15 protein-coding genes are annotated in these 18,179 nt (G+C 58.8%); 3 read left to right on the top strand and 12 right to left on the bottom strand.

The window, feature by feature from the left end:
* Positions 1–45: 45 nt before the first annotated feature.
* The 11 genes from AB4O45_RS03135 to AB4O45_RS03085 all read right to left on the bottom strand — a co-directional run bounded on the left by AB4O45_RS03135 (position 46) and on the right by AB4O45_RS03085 (position 12,490).
* Positions 46–720: a NuoB/complex I 20 kDa subunit family protein gene (locus AB4O45_RS03135; RefSeq protein ID WP_016775278.1), complete on the bottom strand. Its 675-nt coding sequence runs from the start codon at positions 718–720 to the stop codon at positions 46–48.
* A gap of 10 nt (positions 721–730) precedes the next feature.
* Positions 731–1,144: an NADH-quinone oxidoreductase subunit A gene (locus AB4O45_RS03130; protein WP_003223812.1), complete on the bottom strand. Its 414-nt coding sequence runs from the start codon at positions 1,142–1,144 to the stop codon at positions 731–733.
* Positions 1,145–1,790: 646 nt separating this feature from the next.
* Positions 1,791–3,116: an isocitrate lyase gene (gene aceA, locus AB4O45_RS03125; RefSeq protein WP_016775277.1), complete on the bottom strand. Its 1,326-nt coding sequence runs from the start codon at positions 3,114–3,116 to the stop codon at positions 1,791–1,793.
* A gap of 474 nt (positions 3,117–3,590) precedes the next feature.
* Entirely contained in the window at positions 3,591–4,352 is a 762-nt protein-coding gene (locus AB4O45_RS03120; RefSeq protein ID WP_056788890.1) for a secretin N-terminal domain-containing protein, read from the bottom strand.
* A gap of 287 nt (positions 4,353–4,639) precedes the next feature.
* A complete protein-coding gene (locus tag AB4O45_RS03115; RefSeq protein WP_375122377.1) occupies positions 4,640–5,065 on the bottom strand; it encodes a GNAT family N-acetyltransferase in 426 nt (141 codons plus the stop codon).
* Positions 5,058–6,227, bottom strand: coding sequence for a ribosomal protein uL16 3-hydroxylase (locus AB4O45_RS03110; protein ID WP_016775274.1), 1,170 nt, complete (start codon positions 6,225–6,227; stop codon positions 5,058–5,060). Before AB4O45_RS03110 ends, AB4O45_RS03115 begins: the two co-directional genes overlap by 8 nt.
* Positions 6,228–6,313: 86 nt before the next feature.
* Positions 6,314–7,684, bottom strand: coding sequence for an adenylosuccinate lyase (purB, locus tag AB4O45_RS03105; RefSeq protein WP_003223822.1), 1,371 nt, complete (start codon positions 7,682–7,684; stop codon positions 6,314–6,316).
* 126 nt (positions 7,685–7,810) lie between these two features.
* Complete coding sequence (hflD, locus tag AB4O45_RS03100; RefSeq protein ID WP_039763308.1) at positions 7,811–8,434, bottom strand: high frequency lysogenization protein HflD; 624 nt, start codon at positions 8,432–8,434, stop codon at positions 7,811–7,813.
* Complete coding sequence (mnmA, locus tag AB4O45_RS03095) at positions 8,431–9,555, bottom strand: tRNA 2-thiouridine(34) synthase MnmA (RefSeq protein WP_460161054.1); 1,125 nt, start codon at positions 9,553–9,555, stop codon at positions 8,431–8,433. Before mnmA ends, hflD begins: the two co-directional genes overlap by 4 nt.
* A 59-nt stretch (positions 9,556–9,614) precedes the next feature.
* Entirely contained in the window at positions 9,615–10,061 is a 447-nt protein-coding gene (locus AB4O45_RS03090) for an NUDIX hydrolase (protein ID WP_041477075.1), read from the bottom strand.
* 203 nt (positions 10,062–10,264) lie between these two features.
* Complete coding sequence (locus AB4O45_RS03085) at positions 10,265–12,490, bottom strand: NADP-dependent isocitrate dehydrogenase (RefSeq protein ID WP_460161053.1); 2,226 nt, start codon at positions 12,488–12,490, stop codon at positions 10,265–10,267.
* A gap of 481 nt (positions 12,491–12,971) precedes the next feature.
* Here AB4O45_RS03085 and icd point away from each other — a divergent pair, with 481 nt between their 5' ends.
* A complete protein-coding gene (icd, locus tag AB4O45_RS03080) occupies positions 12,972–14,228 on the top strand; it encodes an NADP-dependent isocitrate dehydrogenase (protein WP_024013414.1) in 1,257 nt (418 codons plus the stop codon).
* 78 nt (positions 14,229–14,306) lie between these two features.
* Here the strand turns inward: icd and AB4O45_RS03075 are convergent, their stop codons facing one another.
* On the bottom strand, positions 14,307–14,588 hold the full coding sequence (locus AB4O45_RS03075; RefSeq protein WP_095182061.1) for a cold shock domain-containing protein: 282 nt from the start codon (positions 14,586–14,588) through the stop codon (positions 14,307–14,309).
* A gap of 224 nt (positions 14,589–14,812) precedes the next feature.
* Here AB4O45_RS03075 and clpS point away from each other — a divergent pair, with 224 nt between their 5' ends.
* Entirely contained in the window at positions 14,813–15,196 is a 384-nt protein-coding gene (gene clpS, locus AB4O45_RS03070) for an ATP-dependent Clp protease adapter ClpS (RefSeq protein WP_011334948.1), read from the top strand.
* A 30-nt stretch (positions 15,197–15,226) separates the two neighbouring features.
* Complete coding sequence (gene clpA, locus AB4O45_RS03065; RefSeq protein WP_016775266.1) at positions 15,227–17,497, top strand: ATP-dependent Clp protease ATP-binding subunit ClpA; 2,271 nt, start codon at positions 15,227–15,229, stop codon at positions 17,495–17,497.
* Positions 17,498–18,179 lie beyond the last annotated feature (682 nt).

Below are 18,179 nucleotides of genomic sequence, written 5' to 3'. Positions count from 1 at the left end.
CGTAAAGAATGAAGCCAGCTTCTCGTTACTTGGAACAGAACTGGATCAGACTTCGTCAGGGCTGCGCAGATTGGTGACTGCGATTCGCTGTTCGCGGCGCTGTTCCTTCTGCGATGGCATGTCGGCGCGATACACGCCTTGATCACCAACGACCCAGGAAAGCGGACGACGCTCCTGTCCAATCGATTCCTGCAACAGCATCAAGCCTTGCAGAAATGCTTCCGGACGGGGCGGGCAGCCAGGTACGTAGACGTCCACGGGCAAGAACTTGTCCACCCCTTGAACCACGGAGTAGATGTCGTACATGCCGCCGGAGTTGGCGCACGAACCCATGGAGATAACCCATTTCGGTTCGAGCATTTGCTCGTAGAGACGCTGAATGATCGGCGCCATCTTGATGAAGCAGGTACCGGCGATAACCATGAAGTCGGCCTGACGCGGCGAGGCCCGGATGACTTCGGCGCCAAAGCGCGCGATGTCGTGGGGCGCCGTGAAGGCGGTGGTCATTTCCACGTAGCAGCACGACAGGCCGAAGTTGTACGGCCACAGGGAGTTCTTACGTCCCCAGTTGACCGCGCCGCTCAGCACGTCTTCCAGCTTGCCCATGAAAATGTTTTTGTGAACTTGATCTTCTAACGGATCGGCAACGGTTTCCCGCTGGCCAATCGGATACTGCTCGTTAGGAGCATCGGGGTCGATCCTGGTGAGATTGTATTGCATTGCCAAAGCCTCATTGTTTCAGCTTCGCCTGCCGCTTGCGACGAGCTTCCGGAGCCCAGTCAAGGGCGCCCACTCGGAACAGGTAGACAAGACCTGCCAACAGAATTGCTATGAAAACGAGAGCTTCGACGAATCCGGTCCAGCCGCTTTCGCGGACGGACACAGACCATGCAAAGAGAAAGAGGGCTTCGATATCGAAGATCACGAACAGCATCGCGACCAGATAGAATTTGGCTGAGAGCCGCAAGCGGGCGCCACCGGTAGGTAGCATGCCCGACTCGAACGGTTCGTTTTTGCTGCGACCCCAGGCTTTTGACCCGAGGAGGCTGGAGACGCCAAGCATGAAGGCACACAGGCCGACGACACCCAGAAGGAAAATGGCAAAGCCCCAGTTGTGGGCCATGAGTCCTGTCGCTTCGGGCATGCTGGTAATCCTTAACAGAGAGCAAAGGTCTCTGAGCTTGATAAAGAAATAAGGCAGTGACGATATGTCGCAGCAATCAATCGGGCTGATTTTATGGCTAAACACCCGGCAAGTAAAATTCCAAAGGCGAAATTATTTACCGGATTAAGGACATAGCGTCTCCTGAAGGCGCTGCGGCCCATGCGTTGCGGGCATTAGCCGGGCTTCCGTCAATTATGTTTTGTAGGCTTTGTAACGAACATAGTTGCTGCTAAATGATAATTGATATCGTTTGGCGTGGTTTTGTAACTGTTTAACGAGTGAGTGGCTGGGAAGTTGTCTTACTTGCGCGTTACTGCAAGTAGCGAAGCCTACCGTTTTAGCGGAAATTTCTGACGCTTGTAGCGCTTCAGATCAATGTTTCGTCTCGCGGCTGACGGTAGCCCTGTGGGAGCGAGCCTGCTCGCGAAAGCGGTGGATCAGCCTCCAGATGTGCAAGCTGACTTATCGCCTTCGCGAGCAGGCTCGCTCCCACAGGGGATTTGTAGTGTCTTTGAGATTCCAACAGGCAAAAAAACGCCCCGATCCAGTCGGGGCGTCAGTCTTGCGGCTCTGCGGTTAGCTTTTTATTCGATCCGCAAAGGCCGTTTGCTCAGGTGAAGCCGAATCAGTGGAACTGTTCTTCTTCGGTCGAACCGGTCAGCGCGGTCACCGAGGACGAGCCGCCCTGGATCACGGTGGTCATGTCGTCGAAGTAGCCAGTGCCCACTTCCTGCTGGTGCGCAACGAAGGTGTAACCCTTGGCGGCGTCAGCGAATTCCTGCTCTTGCAGCTTCACGTAGGCGGTCATGTCGTTGCGGGCGTAGTCGTGCGCCAGGTTGAACATGCTGTGCCACATGTTGTGAATGCCGGCCAGGGTGATGAACTGGTGCTTGTAGCCCATGGCGGACAGTTCGCGCTGGAACTTGGCGATGGTCGCGTCGTCCAGGTTCTTCTTCCAGTTGAAGGAAGGCGAGCAGTTGTACGACAGCAGCTGGTCCGGGTATTCCTTCTTGATTGCTTCAGCGAAGCGACGGGCTTCTTCCAGATCCGGCTTGGCGGTTTCGCACCAGATCAAGTCGGCGTACGGAGCGTAAGCCAGGCCACGGGCGATCGCTTGATCCAGGCCGGCACGTACCTTGTAGAAACCTTCCTGAGTACGCTCGCCGGTCACGAATGGCTGATCGTACGGGTCGCAGTCGGAAGTCAGCAGGTCAGCCGCGTTGGCGTCGGTGCGGGCCAGAATGATGGTCGGCGTGCCAGCGACGTCAGCGGCCAAACGGGCAGCGGTCAGCTTCTGCACGGCTTCCTGGGTTGGCACCAGAACCTTGCCGCCCATGTGGCCGCACTTCTTCACCGAAGCCAGTTGGTCTTCGAAGTGAACGCCGGCGGCGCCTGCTTCGATCATGCTCTTCATCAGCTCGTAGGCGTTGAGTACGCCGCCGAAGCCTGCTTCAGCGTCGGCCACGATTGGCGCGAAGTAGTCGATGTAGCCGTCATCGCCCGGGTTCTTGCCGGCTTTCCACTGGATCTGGTCAGCACGACGGAACGAGTTGTTGATGCGCTTGACCACGGTCGGTACCGAGTCAACCGGGTACAGCGACTGATCCGGGTACATCGATTCGGCGGAGTTGTTGTCCGCAGCCACCTGCCAGCCGGACAGGTAGATCGCCTGGATACCGGCCTTGACCTGCTGAACAGCCTGGCCGCCGGTCAGGGCGCCCATGCAGTTGACGAAATCTTTCTCTGGACGGAAGGACGGCTTGGCACCCTGGGTGACCAGGTTCCACAGCTTCTCGGCGCCCATCTTCGCGAAGGTGTGCTCAGGCTGAACCGAGCCACGCAGGCGGACCACGTCAGCAGCGGAGTAAGTGCGAGTCACGCCTTTCCAGCGCGGGTTCTCGGCCCAGTCTTTTTCGAGGGCTGCAATTTGCTGTTCGCGTGTCAGTGCCATGGAGATAAACCTCGTCGCGTCTTTTATGAAAAGTTGTTCTGCGGTGGAAAATTCCTGCGCTCGCTGACCAGAAGCTTAGGTGGTCAAGTCGAATTCGGCGGGGTAGGCGACGGGATGAACGATGGGCTCGAGGGGAAGTGAGCAGGTAGTGGCGCGGTGCGGGCGCATTCCGGCGTCGTGGGCCTTTATACGGTCTGCAGCGTGAAGCCGGGTTACCTAAATACGCTTCCGTCCCTCGGGACAACTTCGTTCCAGTCGGCAACCTCGTCAAACACACCTTGTGGGCGGTACAGACACGAAACGGTTCGCGGGATAGGTGCGAACGGCGCTTCGAAGGCCCTTGCCAGGGCCTCTGATTAGCGGGAGCGAGGCCATCATGCCTTCGCTTTTTGGCCTCGTCAAACGTTTTGTAGTGCGTTTTTTAAGGCACTACATCTTTCGTCTAATACGACTAATCAGTCAGTTTTCGGTGCTTTAGTCCAGTGTGTCGACTTTCACCCGCAAGGTCATGTCATCCCGGCCTTGAGTCGAGTAGCTGCGGGTCAGCCCCTGTTTGTCGGCCTGAGTCTGGCTGTTGACGCCCGCCAGGGTGATCCATTCGCCGAGGCGTCCGGTGACGGTTGTGTCGGTGCTTTGCACGTTCACTACATCGGGACGTTCCTGGCTCATGCGGTCACGGTTGGTACTGATCGCCAGATGAACGGTCTCGCCGGTGACGCTGGCGGTGACGTAGAAACCCTGGGTGACGTTGCGGTATTGGGTCTCGCTGCTGTAACCGCCGTAGGAGTCGCTCTGGGTGTTGGTGATCGGCACGCTCTGGCCAACCTGAATCAGCGCCGGAGTGCCTTCACTGGTCTGCACTTGCTGAACGCCGCCATTGCGGCTGGTGGTGCTGCGGCTGATGATCCGGGTCTGGTTCGGCTGGGCGCCGTTGACCGCATAACCTTCGTCGCCACGGCCATTGTTTTCGTTGGTGTCGACGGTGATCAGCAAGCGCTTCGGTGCGGTATCGAGTTGCGCCAGCAGATCTTTCAGTTCCTGTATCTTGCCCGGCTCGGCTTTGACGATCAGCTGATTGCCGTAAGCGCTGACCTGACCGTCCTGGCCGATGAAATCCTGCGCCACTGGCAACATGTCAGCGCTGGTGTGGTATTTGAGGGGGACGATTTCTGTGGCTGCCAGCACCGAAAAACTGCAGCCGAGCAGCAGGGTGGTGAGCAGGGTGCGTAGGGACATGTCCGTTATCTCCGCGTTCGAAAGGCTTGATATTGCCAGTTTGTCGGCCCGGGGTGGGGCAAGTTGAATCGTAGACAGCAAAACGCCCCGGCATCCGAAAATGGCGGGGCGTTTTGTGGTGTGCTCGCGGCCATTGTGGCGAGGGGATTTATCCCCGCTCGGCTGCACAGCAGTCGCCGACCCAGCGCGCTCGATTTAACTGACTCACCGAGTTTTCTGGATTTGGGGCTGCTTCGCAGCCCAGCGGGGATAAATCCCCTCGCCACAGGGATCTAGAGGTCTCGGAATCAGGCCGAATGCCGAACCATGTCGACATGCGGAATGCCGGCCTCGAGAAACTCCTCGCTGACCAGGCTGAAGCCCAGGCGCTCATAGAACGCCGTGGCTTGCACCTGAGCGCTGAGCTTCTGTTGCTTCAAGCCGCGCGCTTCGGCTTCGGCGATGACCGCTTGCATCAGCGCGTCACCGACCTTCATTCCGCGCCAGTCTTTGAGTACCGAAACCCGACCGATGTGCCCATCGGGCAGCAGTCGCGCCGTGCCGATCGGGAAGTCGCCTTCGAGCGCCAGAAAATGCACGGCGGTCGCGTCATCGGCGTCCCACTCAAGCTCGGGTGGCACCGATTGTTCGGCGATGAACACCGTTTCACGAATGCGCCGGATCTCGGCGATATCCTTCTGCCAGTCTGCGACACGAACGCGAATTTTATTCATCGGCAAACCCCAGGCTTCCTTGCTTGACCAGTTCGCAGAGCAGGCTGCGGCCGTCTTCATCGCTCAGCCATTCGCCCAGGTTGTCGGCGTGCAGGGCGTCAGCGGCGCAGATCAGCTTCAACAGTTCGCGCAGCTTGCCCGGCAGGTAACGGCTCTGGCCACTGGCGAACAGCAGCAGATCGTCGTCGACTTCCGACCAGGCCAGGCGCGCGCTCGGGTTGCGGATCAGCACGGCGCCATCCTGCAGGGCGGCGAGGAAGTCCTCCTCTTCGACGTCTTCCGGGCCGACCACCAGTTCCGGGTAGCGCGGCTCGGTCATGTACTGGCCGAACCAGGTCAGCAGCAGACGCTCGTCGCTCATGTGTTCGGCGAGCAGGCTTTTCAGGCGATCCAGTGCATCGTGTTGAATCTGGTGCGGATCGACCGCCGGCTTGGCGTCGGCATCGGTGTAGCGCTCTTCGTCAGTCAGGAACTGGCTGAGGAAGTCGGTGAAGTGGGTCAGCACTTCAGCGGCGCTCGGCGCGCGGAAACCGACCGAATAGGTCATGCAGTTGTCGACCGCGACGCCGCAATGGGCCAGACGCGGCGGCAGGTAGAGCATGTCGCCTGGCTCCAGCACCCATTCTTCGGTCTCGTGGAATTCAGCGAGGATGCGCAGGTCAGCGTGCTGCAGGAGCGGGCTCTCGGAATCGCACATCTGGCCGATTTTCCAGTTGCGCTTGCCATGGCCCTGCAGCAGGAACACATCGTAGTTGTCGAAATGCGGGCCGACGCTGCCACCCGGTGCGGCAAAGCTGATCATCACGTCGTCGACACGCCAGCTCGGCAGGAAGCGGAAGTTTTCCAGCAGTTCGCTGACTTCCGGCACGAACTGATCAACCGCTTGCACCAGCAGGGTCCACTCTTTTTCTGGCAATTTGCTGAACTCGTCTTCGGCGAACGGGCCGCGACGCAGTTCCCATGGACGCTCGCCATGTTCGATCACCAGGCGCGATTCGACTTCTTCTTCCAGGGCCAGGCCGGCCAGTTCGTCGGCGTCGATCGGGCTTTCGAAGTCAGGAATCGCCTGACGGATCAGCAGCGGTTTTTTCTGCCAGTAGTCACGCAGGAACTCGCGTGCTGTGAGGCCGCCCAGAAGTTGAAGAGGAATATCGGAATTCATATGTAACCTATTGAAAAAAAGCACTTTTCAGACGGGAATAAAAACGCCCGGCGCGGCCGGGCGTCTCAAACGGAGCAAACGGTCGATCAGATGCGTTTGGCTTGTGCCACAGCGTTGCCGATGTAGTTGGCCGGCGTCAGTTGCTTGAGCTCGGCTTTGGCTTCGGCTGGCATGTCCAGGCCATCGATGAAAGTCTGCAACGCTTCAGGGCTGATGCCCTTGCCGCGGGTCAGTTCTTTCAGCTTTTCGTACGGGTTTTCGATGTTGTAGCGACGCATCACGGTCTGGATCGGCTCAGCCAATACTTCCCAGCAAGCATCGAGGTCAGCGGCAATCTTCTGCTCGTTGAGCTCGAGTTTGCTGATGCCTTTGAGGCTGGCTTCGTAAGCGATCACGCTGTGGGCGAAGCCGACACCGAGGTTGCGCAGGACGGTGGAGTCGGTCAGGTCGCGCTGCCAGCGGGAGATCGGCAGCTTGCTCGCCAGGTGCTGGAACAATGCGTTGGCGATACCCAGGTTGCCTTCGGAGTTTTCGAAGTCGATCGGGTTGACCTTGTGCGGCATGGTCGACGAACCGATTTCACCAGCGATGGTGCGCTGCTTGAAATAACCCAGGGAAATGTAGCCCCAGATGTCGCGGTCGAAGTCGATCAGGATGGTGTTGAAGCGTGCGATAGCGTCGAACAGCTCGGCGATGTAGTCGTGCGGTTCGATCTGCGTGGTGTACGGGTTGAAGCCCAGGCCCAGCTCGTCTTCGATGAAGGCGCGGGCGTTGGCTTCCCAGTCGATCTGCGGGTAGGCCGAGAGGTGTGCGTTGTAGTTGCCGACAGCGCCGTTGATCTTGCCCAGCAGCGGCACGGCAGCGACTTGAGCGATCTGACGCTCGAGACGGTAAACCACGTTAGCCAGTTCTTTACCCAGAGTAGTCGGCGAAGCCGGCTGGCCGTGGGTGCGCGACAGCATCGGCACGTCGGCGAAACGGATGGCCAGTTCGCGGATGGCGTTGGCGGTCTGGCGCATCAGCGGCAGCATCACGTCGTCACGACCTTCGCGCAGCATCAGGGCGTGGGACAGGTTGTTGATGTCTTCGCTGGTGCAGGCAAAGTGGATGAATTCGCTGACCTTGGCCAGCTCCGGCAGCTTGGCCGCCTGCTCTTTGAGCAGGTATTCGATCGCTTTGACGTCGTGGTTGGTGGTGCGCTCGATCTCTTTGACGCGCTCGGCGTGCTCCAGCGAGAAGTTTTCAGCCAGTTCGTTGAGAACGGCGTTGGCCTCGGCGGAGAAGGCTGGCACTTCAGGGATGCCAGCGTGGGCGGCCAGGCGCTGGAGCCAGCGCACTTCAACCAGAACGCGGGCACGGATCAGGCCGTACTCGCTGAAAATCGGGCGCAGGGCCTGGGTTTTGCCGGCGTAGCGGCCGTCAACAGGGGAAACCGCAGTGAGCGAAGAGAGCTGCATGGGGTGTTCTCGGACAGTCGGGCAACGAAATGGGGCGCGTATCATACATGAAAAAATCCGCCGGTCCGTCGCCAACTGACCGGCGTATTACGCGTTACAGACTACAAAGCCTTCATGACGCGGCGTTTACTCGCTGCGCATCAACGGATAAAGCTCTTTAAGCAACTTGCGGCGGCTGATCACCAACTGCCAGCGATGACCACCGAGCTGCCGCCACAGGCGCGCCGAGCGGATACCGGCGAGGAGCAGGGCGCGGATCTTCGAGGCATTGCTCGGCTGTTGCAGGTTGCGCATGTCGCCGTGCACCTGAATGCGCTGGCGCAGAGTGCTCAAAGTGTCCTGGTACAACGCACCGCAAGCGGCCACGACGTTTTCGTGGGCCGGGCCAAAATGCTCCACCTGCGACTGGATCTGCGGCAGGCGTTTGGCAATCGTCTCAAGCATGTCGTCACGCTTGGCCAGTTGCCGCTCCAGACCGAGCATCGACAGCGCGTAGCGCAACGGCTCGCGCTGCAAGGTGCTCGGATCGCGCTCAAGGGCGCCAATCAGCGCGCGATAACCCTCGCGCAGATTGATGTCGTCGCCGCCGTACACGTCCAGCGTATCTTTCGGGTCGCGGACCAGCAGGCTGCCGAGCATGCAACTCAGGCCGGCCTCGTTGGTCTGGCCGGTCTTGGCGATGCGATCGACCAGCACGGCGGCGAGAAACACGCCGCCCAGCGCCGTCAGTTGCTCCTGAGTCGGGCTCATGCCTGGCCGCTCCACGGCTCGGCCACTTCGATCACGCCGCCGCCGAGGCAGATTTCGCCGTCATAGAACACCACCGACTGGCCCGGCGTCACCGCGCGTTGCGGCTCGTCGAACACGGCGCGATAGCCGTCCGCGGTTTTTTCCAGGGTGCAGGCCTGATCGCTCTGGCGGTAGCGCACTTTCGCCGTCAGGCGCAGCGGCTGGCTCAGGTCGATCGGGTTGACCCAGTAGATTTCCGAAGCGAGCAGGGCGCTGGAGAACAGCCACGGATGGTTGTTGCCCTGGCCGACGATCAGCTCGTTGTTCTGCAGATCCTTGCGCAGCACGTACCACGGCTCGTCACCGGCATCTTTCAAGCCGCCGATACCGAGGCCCTGGCGCTGGCCGATGGTGTGGTACATCAAGCCGTGATGACGGCCGATGACTTCGCCTTCGGTGGTCTTGATCTCGCCCGGTTGTGCCGGCAGGTATTGCTTGAGGAAATCGCTGAAACGGCGCTCGCCGATGAAGCAGATCCCGGTGGAATCCTTCTTCTTGGCGGTGGCCAGTTCGTACTTCTCGGCAATCTCGCGCACTTCAGGCTTTTCCAGTTCGCCGACCGGGAACAGGGTCTTGGCGATCTGTTCGCCGCCGACGGCGTGCAGGAAATAGCTCTGATCCTTGTTCGGATCCAGGCCTTTGAGCAGTTCGGTGCGACCATCGATATCACGGCGGCGCACGTAGTGGCCGGTGGCGATCAGGTCGGCGCCGAGCATCATCGCGTAGTCGAGGAACGCTTTGAACTTGATCTCGCGGTTGCACAGGATGTCCGGGTTCGGCGTACGCCCGGCCTTGTATTCGGCGAGAAAGTGCTCAAACACGTTGTCCCAGTATTCGGCCGCGAAGTTGGCGGTGTGCAGCTTGATGCCGATCTTATCGCAGACAGCCTGCGCATCCGCCAGGTCGTCCATGGCGGTGCAGTATTCCGTTCCGTCGTCTTCTTCCCAGTTCTTCATGAACAGGCCTTCCACTTCGTAACCCTGCTCGATCAGGAGAAGGGCGGAAACGGAAGAGTCCACGCCGCCGGACATGCCGACAATGACGCGCTTCTTGGATGTGTCAGAAGGGGCTGGATCACGCATAGGGATTCAATGAGTGTCTTGGAAAAGGGCGCGATTCTATCAGGCTCGCGGCCGCAAGGCTAAAGAGAAGGGCGGATCAGTTCGAGGCTGAAGTGATGACCGGCCAGATAATCGTCGATGCAACGGATGATCAGTTCACTGCGCCAGTTATCGCGCTGGGCGATTAATTCGTCGCGGGTCAGCCACTTGGCGCCGACGATGCCGTCGTCAAGCCGGTAATCCGGGTGATGCTGCACGGCTTTGGCGCTGAAGCATATGCGCTGGTAAGTCACGCCGTTGCTCGGTGCGGTGTACAGATAAATGCCGATCACGCCTGTCGGTTCGACGTCCCAGCCGGTTTCTTCGAGGGTTTCGCGAATGGCCGCATCGATCAGGGTTTCATCCGGATCGAGATGGCCGGCGGGCTGGTTGAGCACATTACGCCCACCTTTGTGCTCTTCGACCATCAGGAAGCGACCGTTGTCCTCGACGATGGTGGCGACGGTGATGTGGGGGAGCCATTCCATAAAACCTTCCTCAATCTATTGGTTAAATCCCAATCCCTGTGGGAGCTGGCTTGCCAGCGATAGTGGTGGTTCAGTCACCATCCATGCTGGATGATAAACCGCCATCGCTGGCAAGCCAGCTCCCACAAAGTTTTGTGGTGATCACAAAACCCGGAAACACAAACCCCGGCACAAGGCCGGGGTCTGTTCACCGCATTACAACCTTAAACCAGCGCAGCAATCGCCGCGTTGAAGGTTGCGCTTGGACGCATGGCCTTGCTGATCAGCTCGGCGTCGGCGTGGTAGTAACCGCCGATGTCGACTGGCTTGCCCTGAACGGCGTTGAGCTCGGCAACGATGGTTGCCTCGTTCTCGGTCAGGGTTTTGGCCAGAGTCGCGAACTGCGCTTGCAGTGCAGCGTCTTCGGTCTGGGCAGTCAGGGCCTGAGCCCAGTACATCGCCAGATAGAAGTGGCTGCCGCGGTTGTCGATGTTGCCGACCTTGCGCGATGGCGACTTGTTGTTGTCGAGGAACTGGCCGGTGGCCTGGTCCAGGGTTTTCGACAGCACCAGTGCTTTCGGGTTGTTGTAGTTCACGCCCAGGTGCTCAAGGGAAGCGGCGAGGGCAAGGAACTCACCCAGCGAATCCCAGCGCAGGAAGTTTTCTTCAACCAGTTGCTGCACGTGCTTCGGCGCCGAACCGCCGGCGCCGGTTTCGAACAGGCCGCCGCCGTTCATCAGCGGCACGATCGACAGCATCTTGGCGCTGGTGCCCAGTTCCATGATCGGGAACAGGTCGGTCAGGTAGTCGCGCAGTACGTTGCCGGTCACCGAAATGGTGTCCTTGCCTTCGCGGGTGCGCTGCAGGGTGTACTTCATCGCGTCGACCGGCGCCATGATCTGGATGTCCAGACCGCTGGTGTCGTGGTCCTTCAGGTAGGCCTGAACCTTCTCGATCACCACGCCATCGTGAGCGCGCATCGGGTCGAGCCAGAAGATCGCCGGCGTGCTGCTCGCGCGAGCACGGTTGACGGCCAGTTTGACCCAGTCCTGGATCGGCGCGTCTTTGGTCTGGCACATGCGGAAGATGTCGCCGGCTTCGACAGCCTGTTCCATCAGCAGCTTGCCCTTGCTGTCGGTGACGCGAACAACGCCGTCAGCCTTGATCTGGAAAGTCTTGTCGTGGGAGCCGTACTCTTCGGCTTTCTTCGCCATCAGACCGACGTTCGGCACGCTGCCCATGGTGGTCGGGTCGAAAGCGCCGTTGGCTTTGCAGTCTTCGATCACAGCCTGGTAGATGGTCGCGTAGCAACGATCCGGGATCACAGCCTTGGTGTCGTGCAGCTGACCGTCGGTGCCCCACATCTTGCCGGAGTCACGGATCATCGCTGGCATCGAGGCGTCAACGATGACGTCGCTCGGCACGTGCAGGTTGGTGATGCCTTTGTCGGAGTTGACCATCGCCAGCGAAGGACGAACGGCGTAGACCGCTGCGATATCGGCTTCGATCTGCGCTTGCTGCTCGGCCGGTAGGGCCTTGATGCGCGCGTACAGATCGCCGATGCCGTTGTTCAGATTGAAGCCGATCTGGTTCAGCACGTCAGCGTGCTTGGTCAGTGCGTCTTTATAGAACTCGGCAACGATCTGGCCGAACATGATCGGGTCCGAGACCTTCATCATGGTCGCTTTCAGGTGAACCGAGAGCAGCACGCCCTGGGCCTTGGCGCTTTCGATCTCGGCAGCGATGAACGCACGCAAGGCGTTTTTGCTCATCACGGCGCAGTCGAGGATCTCGCCAGCCTGAACGGTGGTTTTTTCTTTCAGAACGGTGGCAGCACCGTCCTTGGCGATCAGTTCGATCTTCACAGCGTCAGCGGCGTCGATCAGGACAGCTTTTTCGCTGCCGTAGAAATCGCCGGTGCTCATGTGCGCGACGTGAGACTTGGAGTCCTTGGCCCAGGCGCCCATTTTGTGCGGGTGCTTGCGCGCATAGTTCTTCACCGACAGTGGAGCGCGGCGGTCGGAGTTGCCTTCACGCAGAACCGGGTTCACGGCGCTGCCCTTGACCTTGTCGTAACGCGCCTTGGCGTCTTTGTCGGCGTCGCTGGTCACGGTTTCCGGGTAGTCCGGCAGGTTGTAGCCCTGCGCCTGCAGCTCTTTGATCGCGGCTTGCAGCTGTGGCACCGAAGCACTGATGTTCGGCAGCTTGATTATGTTGGCTTCAGGCGTAACGGCCAGGTCGCCCAGTTCGGCGAGGTGATCGGCTACGGCTTTGTCGCCCAGTTGCTCGGGGAAGCTTGCCAGGATGCGCGCTGCAAGAGAGATATCGCGGGTTTCCACGGCGATATCGGCCGAGGCGGTGTAAGCCTCGATGATCGGCAGCAGGGAATAGGTGGCGAGGGCAGGAGCTTCGTCGGTGAAGGTATAGATGATCTTCGAGCGGGTGGGCATATTCGGATTAACTCTCTCTTCTTTGCTAAAGCGTGCGCAGAAACTCGAGGGGCGCCGGGTAAGCGCGTTCGTTCAAAGTCATCCATGAACCGAATGTCGAGATTCTTCGCGGTGATGTTGGGTGCATCAGTAGAGCGTCAAGCAGTCAGGCTGCGGTAACAACCCGACCAATCAGGCGGAAAGTCTCGTGCTAGAGAGGCCAGCCGTCGTGACCCTGTGGTCAGCGGGCGGCATTATACATAGGTAGCTGGCAATCTGCCGATGGTTCATATGCAACGATTCTCGTCCATTGGTCTAAAGGTCGCAGGGCGCGACCGGGCAAAGACTCGTTACGAATGCTGGAGTTTGGCGCTTTTCCCTTTGCTTTCAGGCTTGTAGGAAACGAGATGTGCGCGGCGCAGGAACATAGGGTTTGCGTGTTGATTCAACTGGGTTACGCTCGAAGCAAGCCAGGTGTTCAATCCAAACAATGGAGTTCAGCATGGGTTACAAGAAGATTCAGGTTCCAGCCGTCGGCGACAAAATCACCGTCAATGCAGACCATTCTCTCAATGTTCCTGATAACCCGATCATCCCCTTCATCGAAGGTGACGGTATTGGTGTCGACATCAGTCCGGTGATGATCAAGGTTGTCGATGCTGCTGTTGAAAAGGCCTACGGCGGCAAGCGCAAGATTTCCTGGATGGAAGTCTATGCCGGCGAGAAAGCCACTCAGGTTTATGACCAGGACACCTGGCTGCCGCAGGAAACCCTCGACGCGGTCAAGGATTACGTGGTCTCCATCAAAGGCCCGCTGACCACTCCGGTCGGTGGCGGTATCCGCTCGCTGAACGTGGCCCTGCGTCAGCAACTCGACCTGTACGTCTGCCTGCGCCCGGTGCGCTGGTTCGAAGGCGTGCCGAGCCCGGTGAAAAAGCCCGGCGATGTCGACATGACCATCTTCCGCGAGAACTCCGAAGACATCTACGCTGGTATCGAATGGAAGGCCGGTTCGCCGGAAGCCACCAAGGTCATCAAATTCCTTAAAGAAGAAATGGGCGTCACCAAGATCCGTTTCGACGAAAACTGCGGCATCGGCGTCAAGCCGGTCTCCCGCGAAGGCACCAAGCGTCTGGCGCGCAAGGCCCTGCAATACGTGGTCGACAATGACCGCGACTCGCTGACCATCGTGCACAAAGGCAACATCATGAAGTTCACCGAAGGTGCCTTCAAGGAATGGGCCTACGAAGTGGCGGCCGAAGAATTCGGCGCGACGCTGCTGGACGGCGGTCCGTGGATGCAGTTCAAGAACCCGAAAACCGGCAAGAACGTTGTGGTCAAGGACGCCATCGCCGATGCCATGCTCCAGCAGATCCTGCTGCGCCCGGCCGAATACGATGTCATCGCAACGCTTAACCTCAACGGTGACTACCTGTCTGACGCCCTGGCGGCGGAAGTGGGCGGTATCGGCATCGCGCCGGGTGCCAACCTGTCCGACACCGTAGCGATGTTCGAGGCGACCCACGGTACCGCACCGAAATATGCCGGCAAGGACCAGGTCAACCCGGGCTCGCTGATTCTCTCGGCCGAGATGATGTTGCGTCATATGGGGTGGACTGAAGCGGCGGACCTGATCATCAAAGGCACCAACGGTGCGATCGGCGCGAAGACTGTTACTTATGATTTCGAGCGTTTGATGGATGGCGCGAAGCTGGTTTCTTCCTCCGGGTTCGGAGATGCGCTGATTTCGCATATGTAAAAGTTGCAGGCACGCAAAAACCGCCTGGCTCGATGGGTTGAGTCAGGCGGTTTTTTTATGACCGAATGTTTTGAGGCTTCAACTGGTTGCCGTTTGTTTTTCCGTGGCAATCGAGCTTGGCGCCGAAGCGACTTCGACCGAAGTTATCTTCACGGCATGCAAGCCTTTAGGGCCTTGAACGATCTCGAAGTTCACCGCCTGACCCGCTTTCAGGGTCTTGTACCCATCCATTTCAATGGCCGAGTAGTGGGCAAAGAAATCAATGTCCTTGCCATCCTCATCGCGACCTTCCCGGGCGTCGGTATTGATAAAGCCGAATCCCTTGGCATTGTTGAACCATTTCACCTTGCCGACAGCCATGCTCAAATCCCTCTGCAACAGACTCCATCGCTGGAGTATCATCCACGACATCCGCAATCGAATTCGATAAAAGAATTGACTCCGCGGATCTTTTTTACCCACTGTGGGCTCTATTGGTTGTAACACCGTTTTCCCGATAGTCAAGGTGACCGGGCAGTCGTAGTTGAAAACGTGTGCAACCGCCCCCACCACTGTATTCGCACAACTGACGAACCTTTTTTTCCATGCATGCAATCAGCCAGATTCGACTAACATTCAATCAGGATCGCCCGCTTCTCCAAAAGGATCTTCCACAGGAGCACGACGACGATTCGGCAGGCGTTGCTGTTCAGGAAGCAAAGCCCGCGTTACAGGCGCCGCCGATGTACAAGGTGGTTTTGTTCAACGATGACTACACACCGATGGATTTCGTCGTCGAAGTGCTCGAGGTGTTTTTTAACCTGAATCGCGAGCTGGCGACCAAGGTCATGCTGGCCGTCCATACAGAAGGACGGGCAGTATGTGGAGTGTTTACCCGCGACATCGCCGAGACAAAGGCCATGCAGGTCAACCAGTACGCCAGGGAAAGCCAGCATCCGCTACTCTGTGAAATCGAGAAGGACGGTTAATCGCCGACCACTTGGGTATGAGGTGAAGCTATGTTAAACCGCGAGCTCGAAGTCACCCTCAATCTTGCCTTCAAGGAGGCTCGTTCGAAGCGTCATGAGTTCATGACCGTCGAACATCTCCTGCTGGCCCTATTGGATAATGAGGCTGCCGCCACCGTTTTGCGTGCCTGCGGCGCAAACCTCGACAAACTCAAGCATGATCTGCAGGAGTTCATCGACTCCACCACGCCATTGATCCCCGTCCATGACGAGGATCGCGAAACCCAGCCAACCCTGGGCTTCCAGCGTGTCCTGCAGCGTGCTGTTTTTCACGTACAGAGCTCGGGCAAGCGCGAAGTGACCGGCGCCAACGTGCTGGTCGCCATCTTCAGTGAGCAAGAGAGTCAGGCCGTGTTCCTGCTGAAACAGCAGAGCGTGGCGCGCATCGATGTCGTCAACTACATCGCCCACGGCATTTCGAAAGTACCGGGGCACGGCGATCACTCTGAAGGTGAACAAGATATGCAGGACGACGAGGGCGGTGAGTCTTCTTCTTCAGGCAATCCTCTGGATGCTTATGCCAGCAACCTCAACGAACTCGCGCGCCAGGGTCGCATTGATCCGTTGGTTGGTCGTGAGTCGGAAGTCGAGCGTGTCGCGCAGATTCTTGCGCGCCGGCGCAAGAACAATCCGCTGCTAGTGGGCGAGGCAGGCGTGGGTAAAACCGCGATTGCCGAGGGCCTGGCCAAGCGCATCGTCGACAATCAGGTGCCGGATCTGCTGGCCAATGCGGTTGTTTATTCGCTCGACCTCGGCGCTCTGCTTGCGGGTACCAAGTATCGCGGTGATTTCGAGAAGCGCTTCAAGGCGCTGCTCAATGAACTGAAGAAACGTCCGCAGGCGATCCTGTTCATCGACGAGATCCACACCATCATCGGTGCGGGTGCTGCGTCCGGTGGCGTGATGGATGCGTCCAATCTGCTCAAGCCGCTGCTGTCGTCTGGCGACATTCGTTGCATCGGTTCGACCACATTCCAGGAATTTCGCGGCATCTTCGAGAAGGACCGTGCCTTGGCACGTCGATTCCAGAAGGTCGATGTCGTCGAGCCGTCGGTGGAAGACACCATCGGTATCCTGCGTGGCCTGAAAGGGCGTTTCGAGCAGCATCACAATATCGAATACAGCGATGAGTCGTTGCGTGCCGCTGCCGAACTGGCGTCGCGCTACATCAATGACCGGCACATGCCAGACAAGGCCATCGACGTGATCGATGAGGCGGGCGCCTACCAGCGTCTGCAACCGGTGGAGATGCGCGTCAAGCGTATCGAAGTGCCGCAGGTCGAGGACATCGTCGCGAAAATCGCGCGGATTCCGCCGAAGCATGTCACCAGTTCCGACAAAGAGCTGCTGCGTAACCTGGAGCGTGACCTGAAGCTGACGGTGTTTGGTCAGGACGCGGCGATCGATTCGCTGTCCACTGCGATCAAATTGTCCCGTGCCGGGCTCAAATCGCCGGACAAGCCGGTCGGTTCGTTCCTGTTTGCCGGGCCTACCGGTGTCGGTAAAACCGAGGCCGCGCGACAACTGGCCAAGGCGCTGGGCATCGAGCTGGTGCGCTTCGACATGTCCGAGTACATGGAGCGTCACACCGTATCGCGTCTGATCGGTGCGCCTCCAGGCTATGTCGGTTTCGACCAGGGCGGTCTGCTGACCGAAGCGATCACCAAGCAGCCACATTGCGTATTGCTGCTCGATGAAATCGAGAAGGCGCATCCGGAAGTCTTCAACCTGTTGTTGCAGGTCATGGACCACGGCACGCTGACCGACAACAACGGGCGCAAGGCGGACTTCCGCAATGTGATCGTGATCATGACCACCAACGCCGGTGCCGAGACGGCCGCGCGGGCTTCGATCGGTTTCACCCATCAGGACCACTCGTCCGATGCGATGGAAGTGATCAAGAAGAGCTTCACGCCGGAATTCCGTAACCGTCTGGACACCATTATCCAGTTTGGTCGCCTCAGTCATGAGGTCATCAAAAGTGTGGTGGACAAGTTCCTCACCGAGCTTCAGGCGCAGCTGGAAGACAAGCGTGTGTTGCTTGAGGTTACTGATGCGGCACGCAGCTGGCTGGCGGCGGGTGGTTATGACTCGGCGATGGGCGCACGTCCGATGGCGCGTCTGATCCAGGACAAGATCAAGCGTCCGCTGGCGGAGGAGATTCTGTTTGGCGAACTGGCCGAGCATGGCGGTGTGGTGCACATCGACATCAAGGATGGGGAGTTGACGTTCGACTTCGAAACCACGGCTGAGATGGCCTGACGGTCGTATATCAAGAGGGCGCCTTCGGGCGCCTTTTTGTTGCTCGTTGTTTGATAGTTTTGGGTGTATATCCGTTGCTGCGGTTACGGCTGCTTAGGGTTTCGCCCTTACGGCGACTCACTTTTTTTACAAACGCCTAAAAAAAGTAAGCAAAAAAACGCTTGCTCCTGCGTTCGGCCCTCGCAGGCTCGGGTTCCTTCGCTCCGGGATCGATCCGGGCGCAGCGGCTCCGGTTTGCTTCGCTGCACCTCCTTCCGCTGTGTCTGGCTGCGCCAGACGGTCGCTGCGCTCCCACCCCCGGATCAATCCCTCCACTCAGCCTTCCGACGTCGCCGGTGAATCAAGATCAAAAGCGGTACTCGAGCTAAAGCTCATTGTGTAGGAGCTGCCGGAGACTGCGATCTTTTGCCTTTGCCTTTGCCTTTGCCTTTGCCTTTGCCTTTGCCTTTGCTTTTCTGTGGGAGCGAGCCTGCTCGCGAAGTCGGCCTGCAGGTCAACCCGTTTCTATCGAATTCACGCGATCCAACCGGAGCTGCCGAAGGCTGCGATCTTTTGATCTGCTTGCTGTAGAGCGAAACCGCCAGCGGCAACACCCGCAGCAACGATTAAGTCCCCAGCCTCCAAACCTCAAAACGCAGACACAAAAACGCCCGGCATAACCCGGGCGTTCTGTATTGACTTG

The sequence above is a fragment of the Pseudomonas sp. S2_B10 genome, from assembly GCF_054668425.1.
The sequence above is the reverse complement of the archived record's forward strand: the minus strand, read 5'-3'. Positions and strand labels throughout refer to the sequence as shown.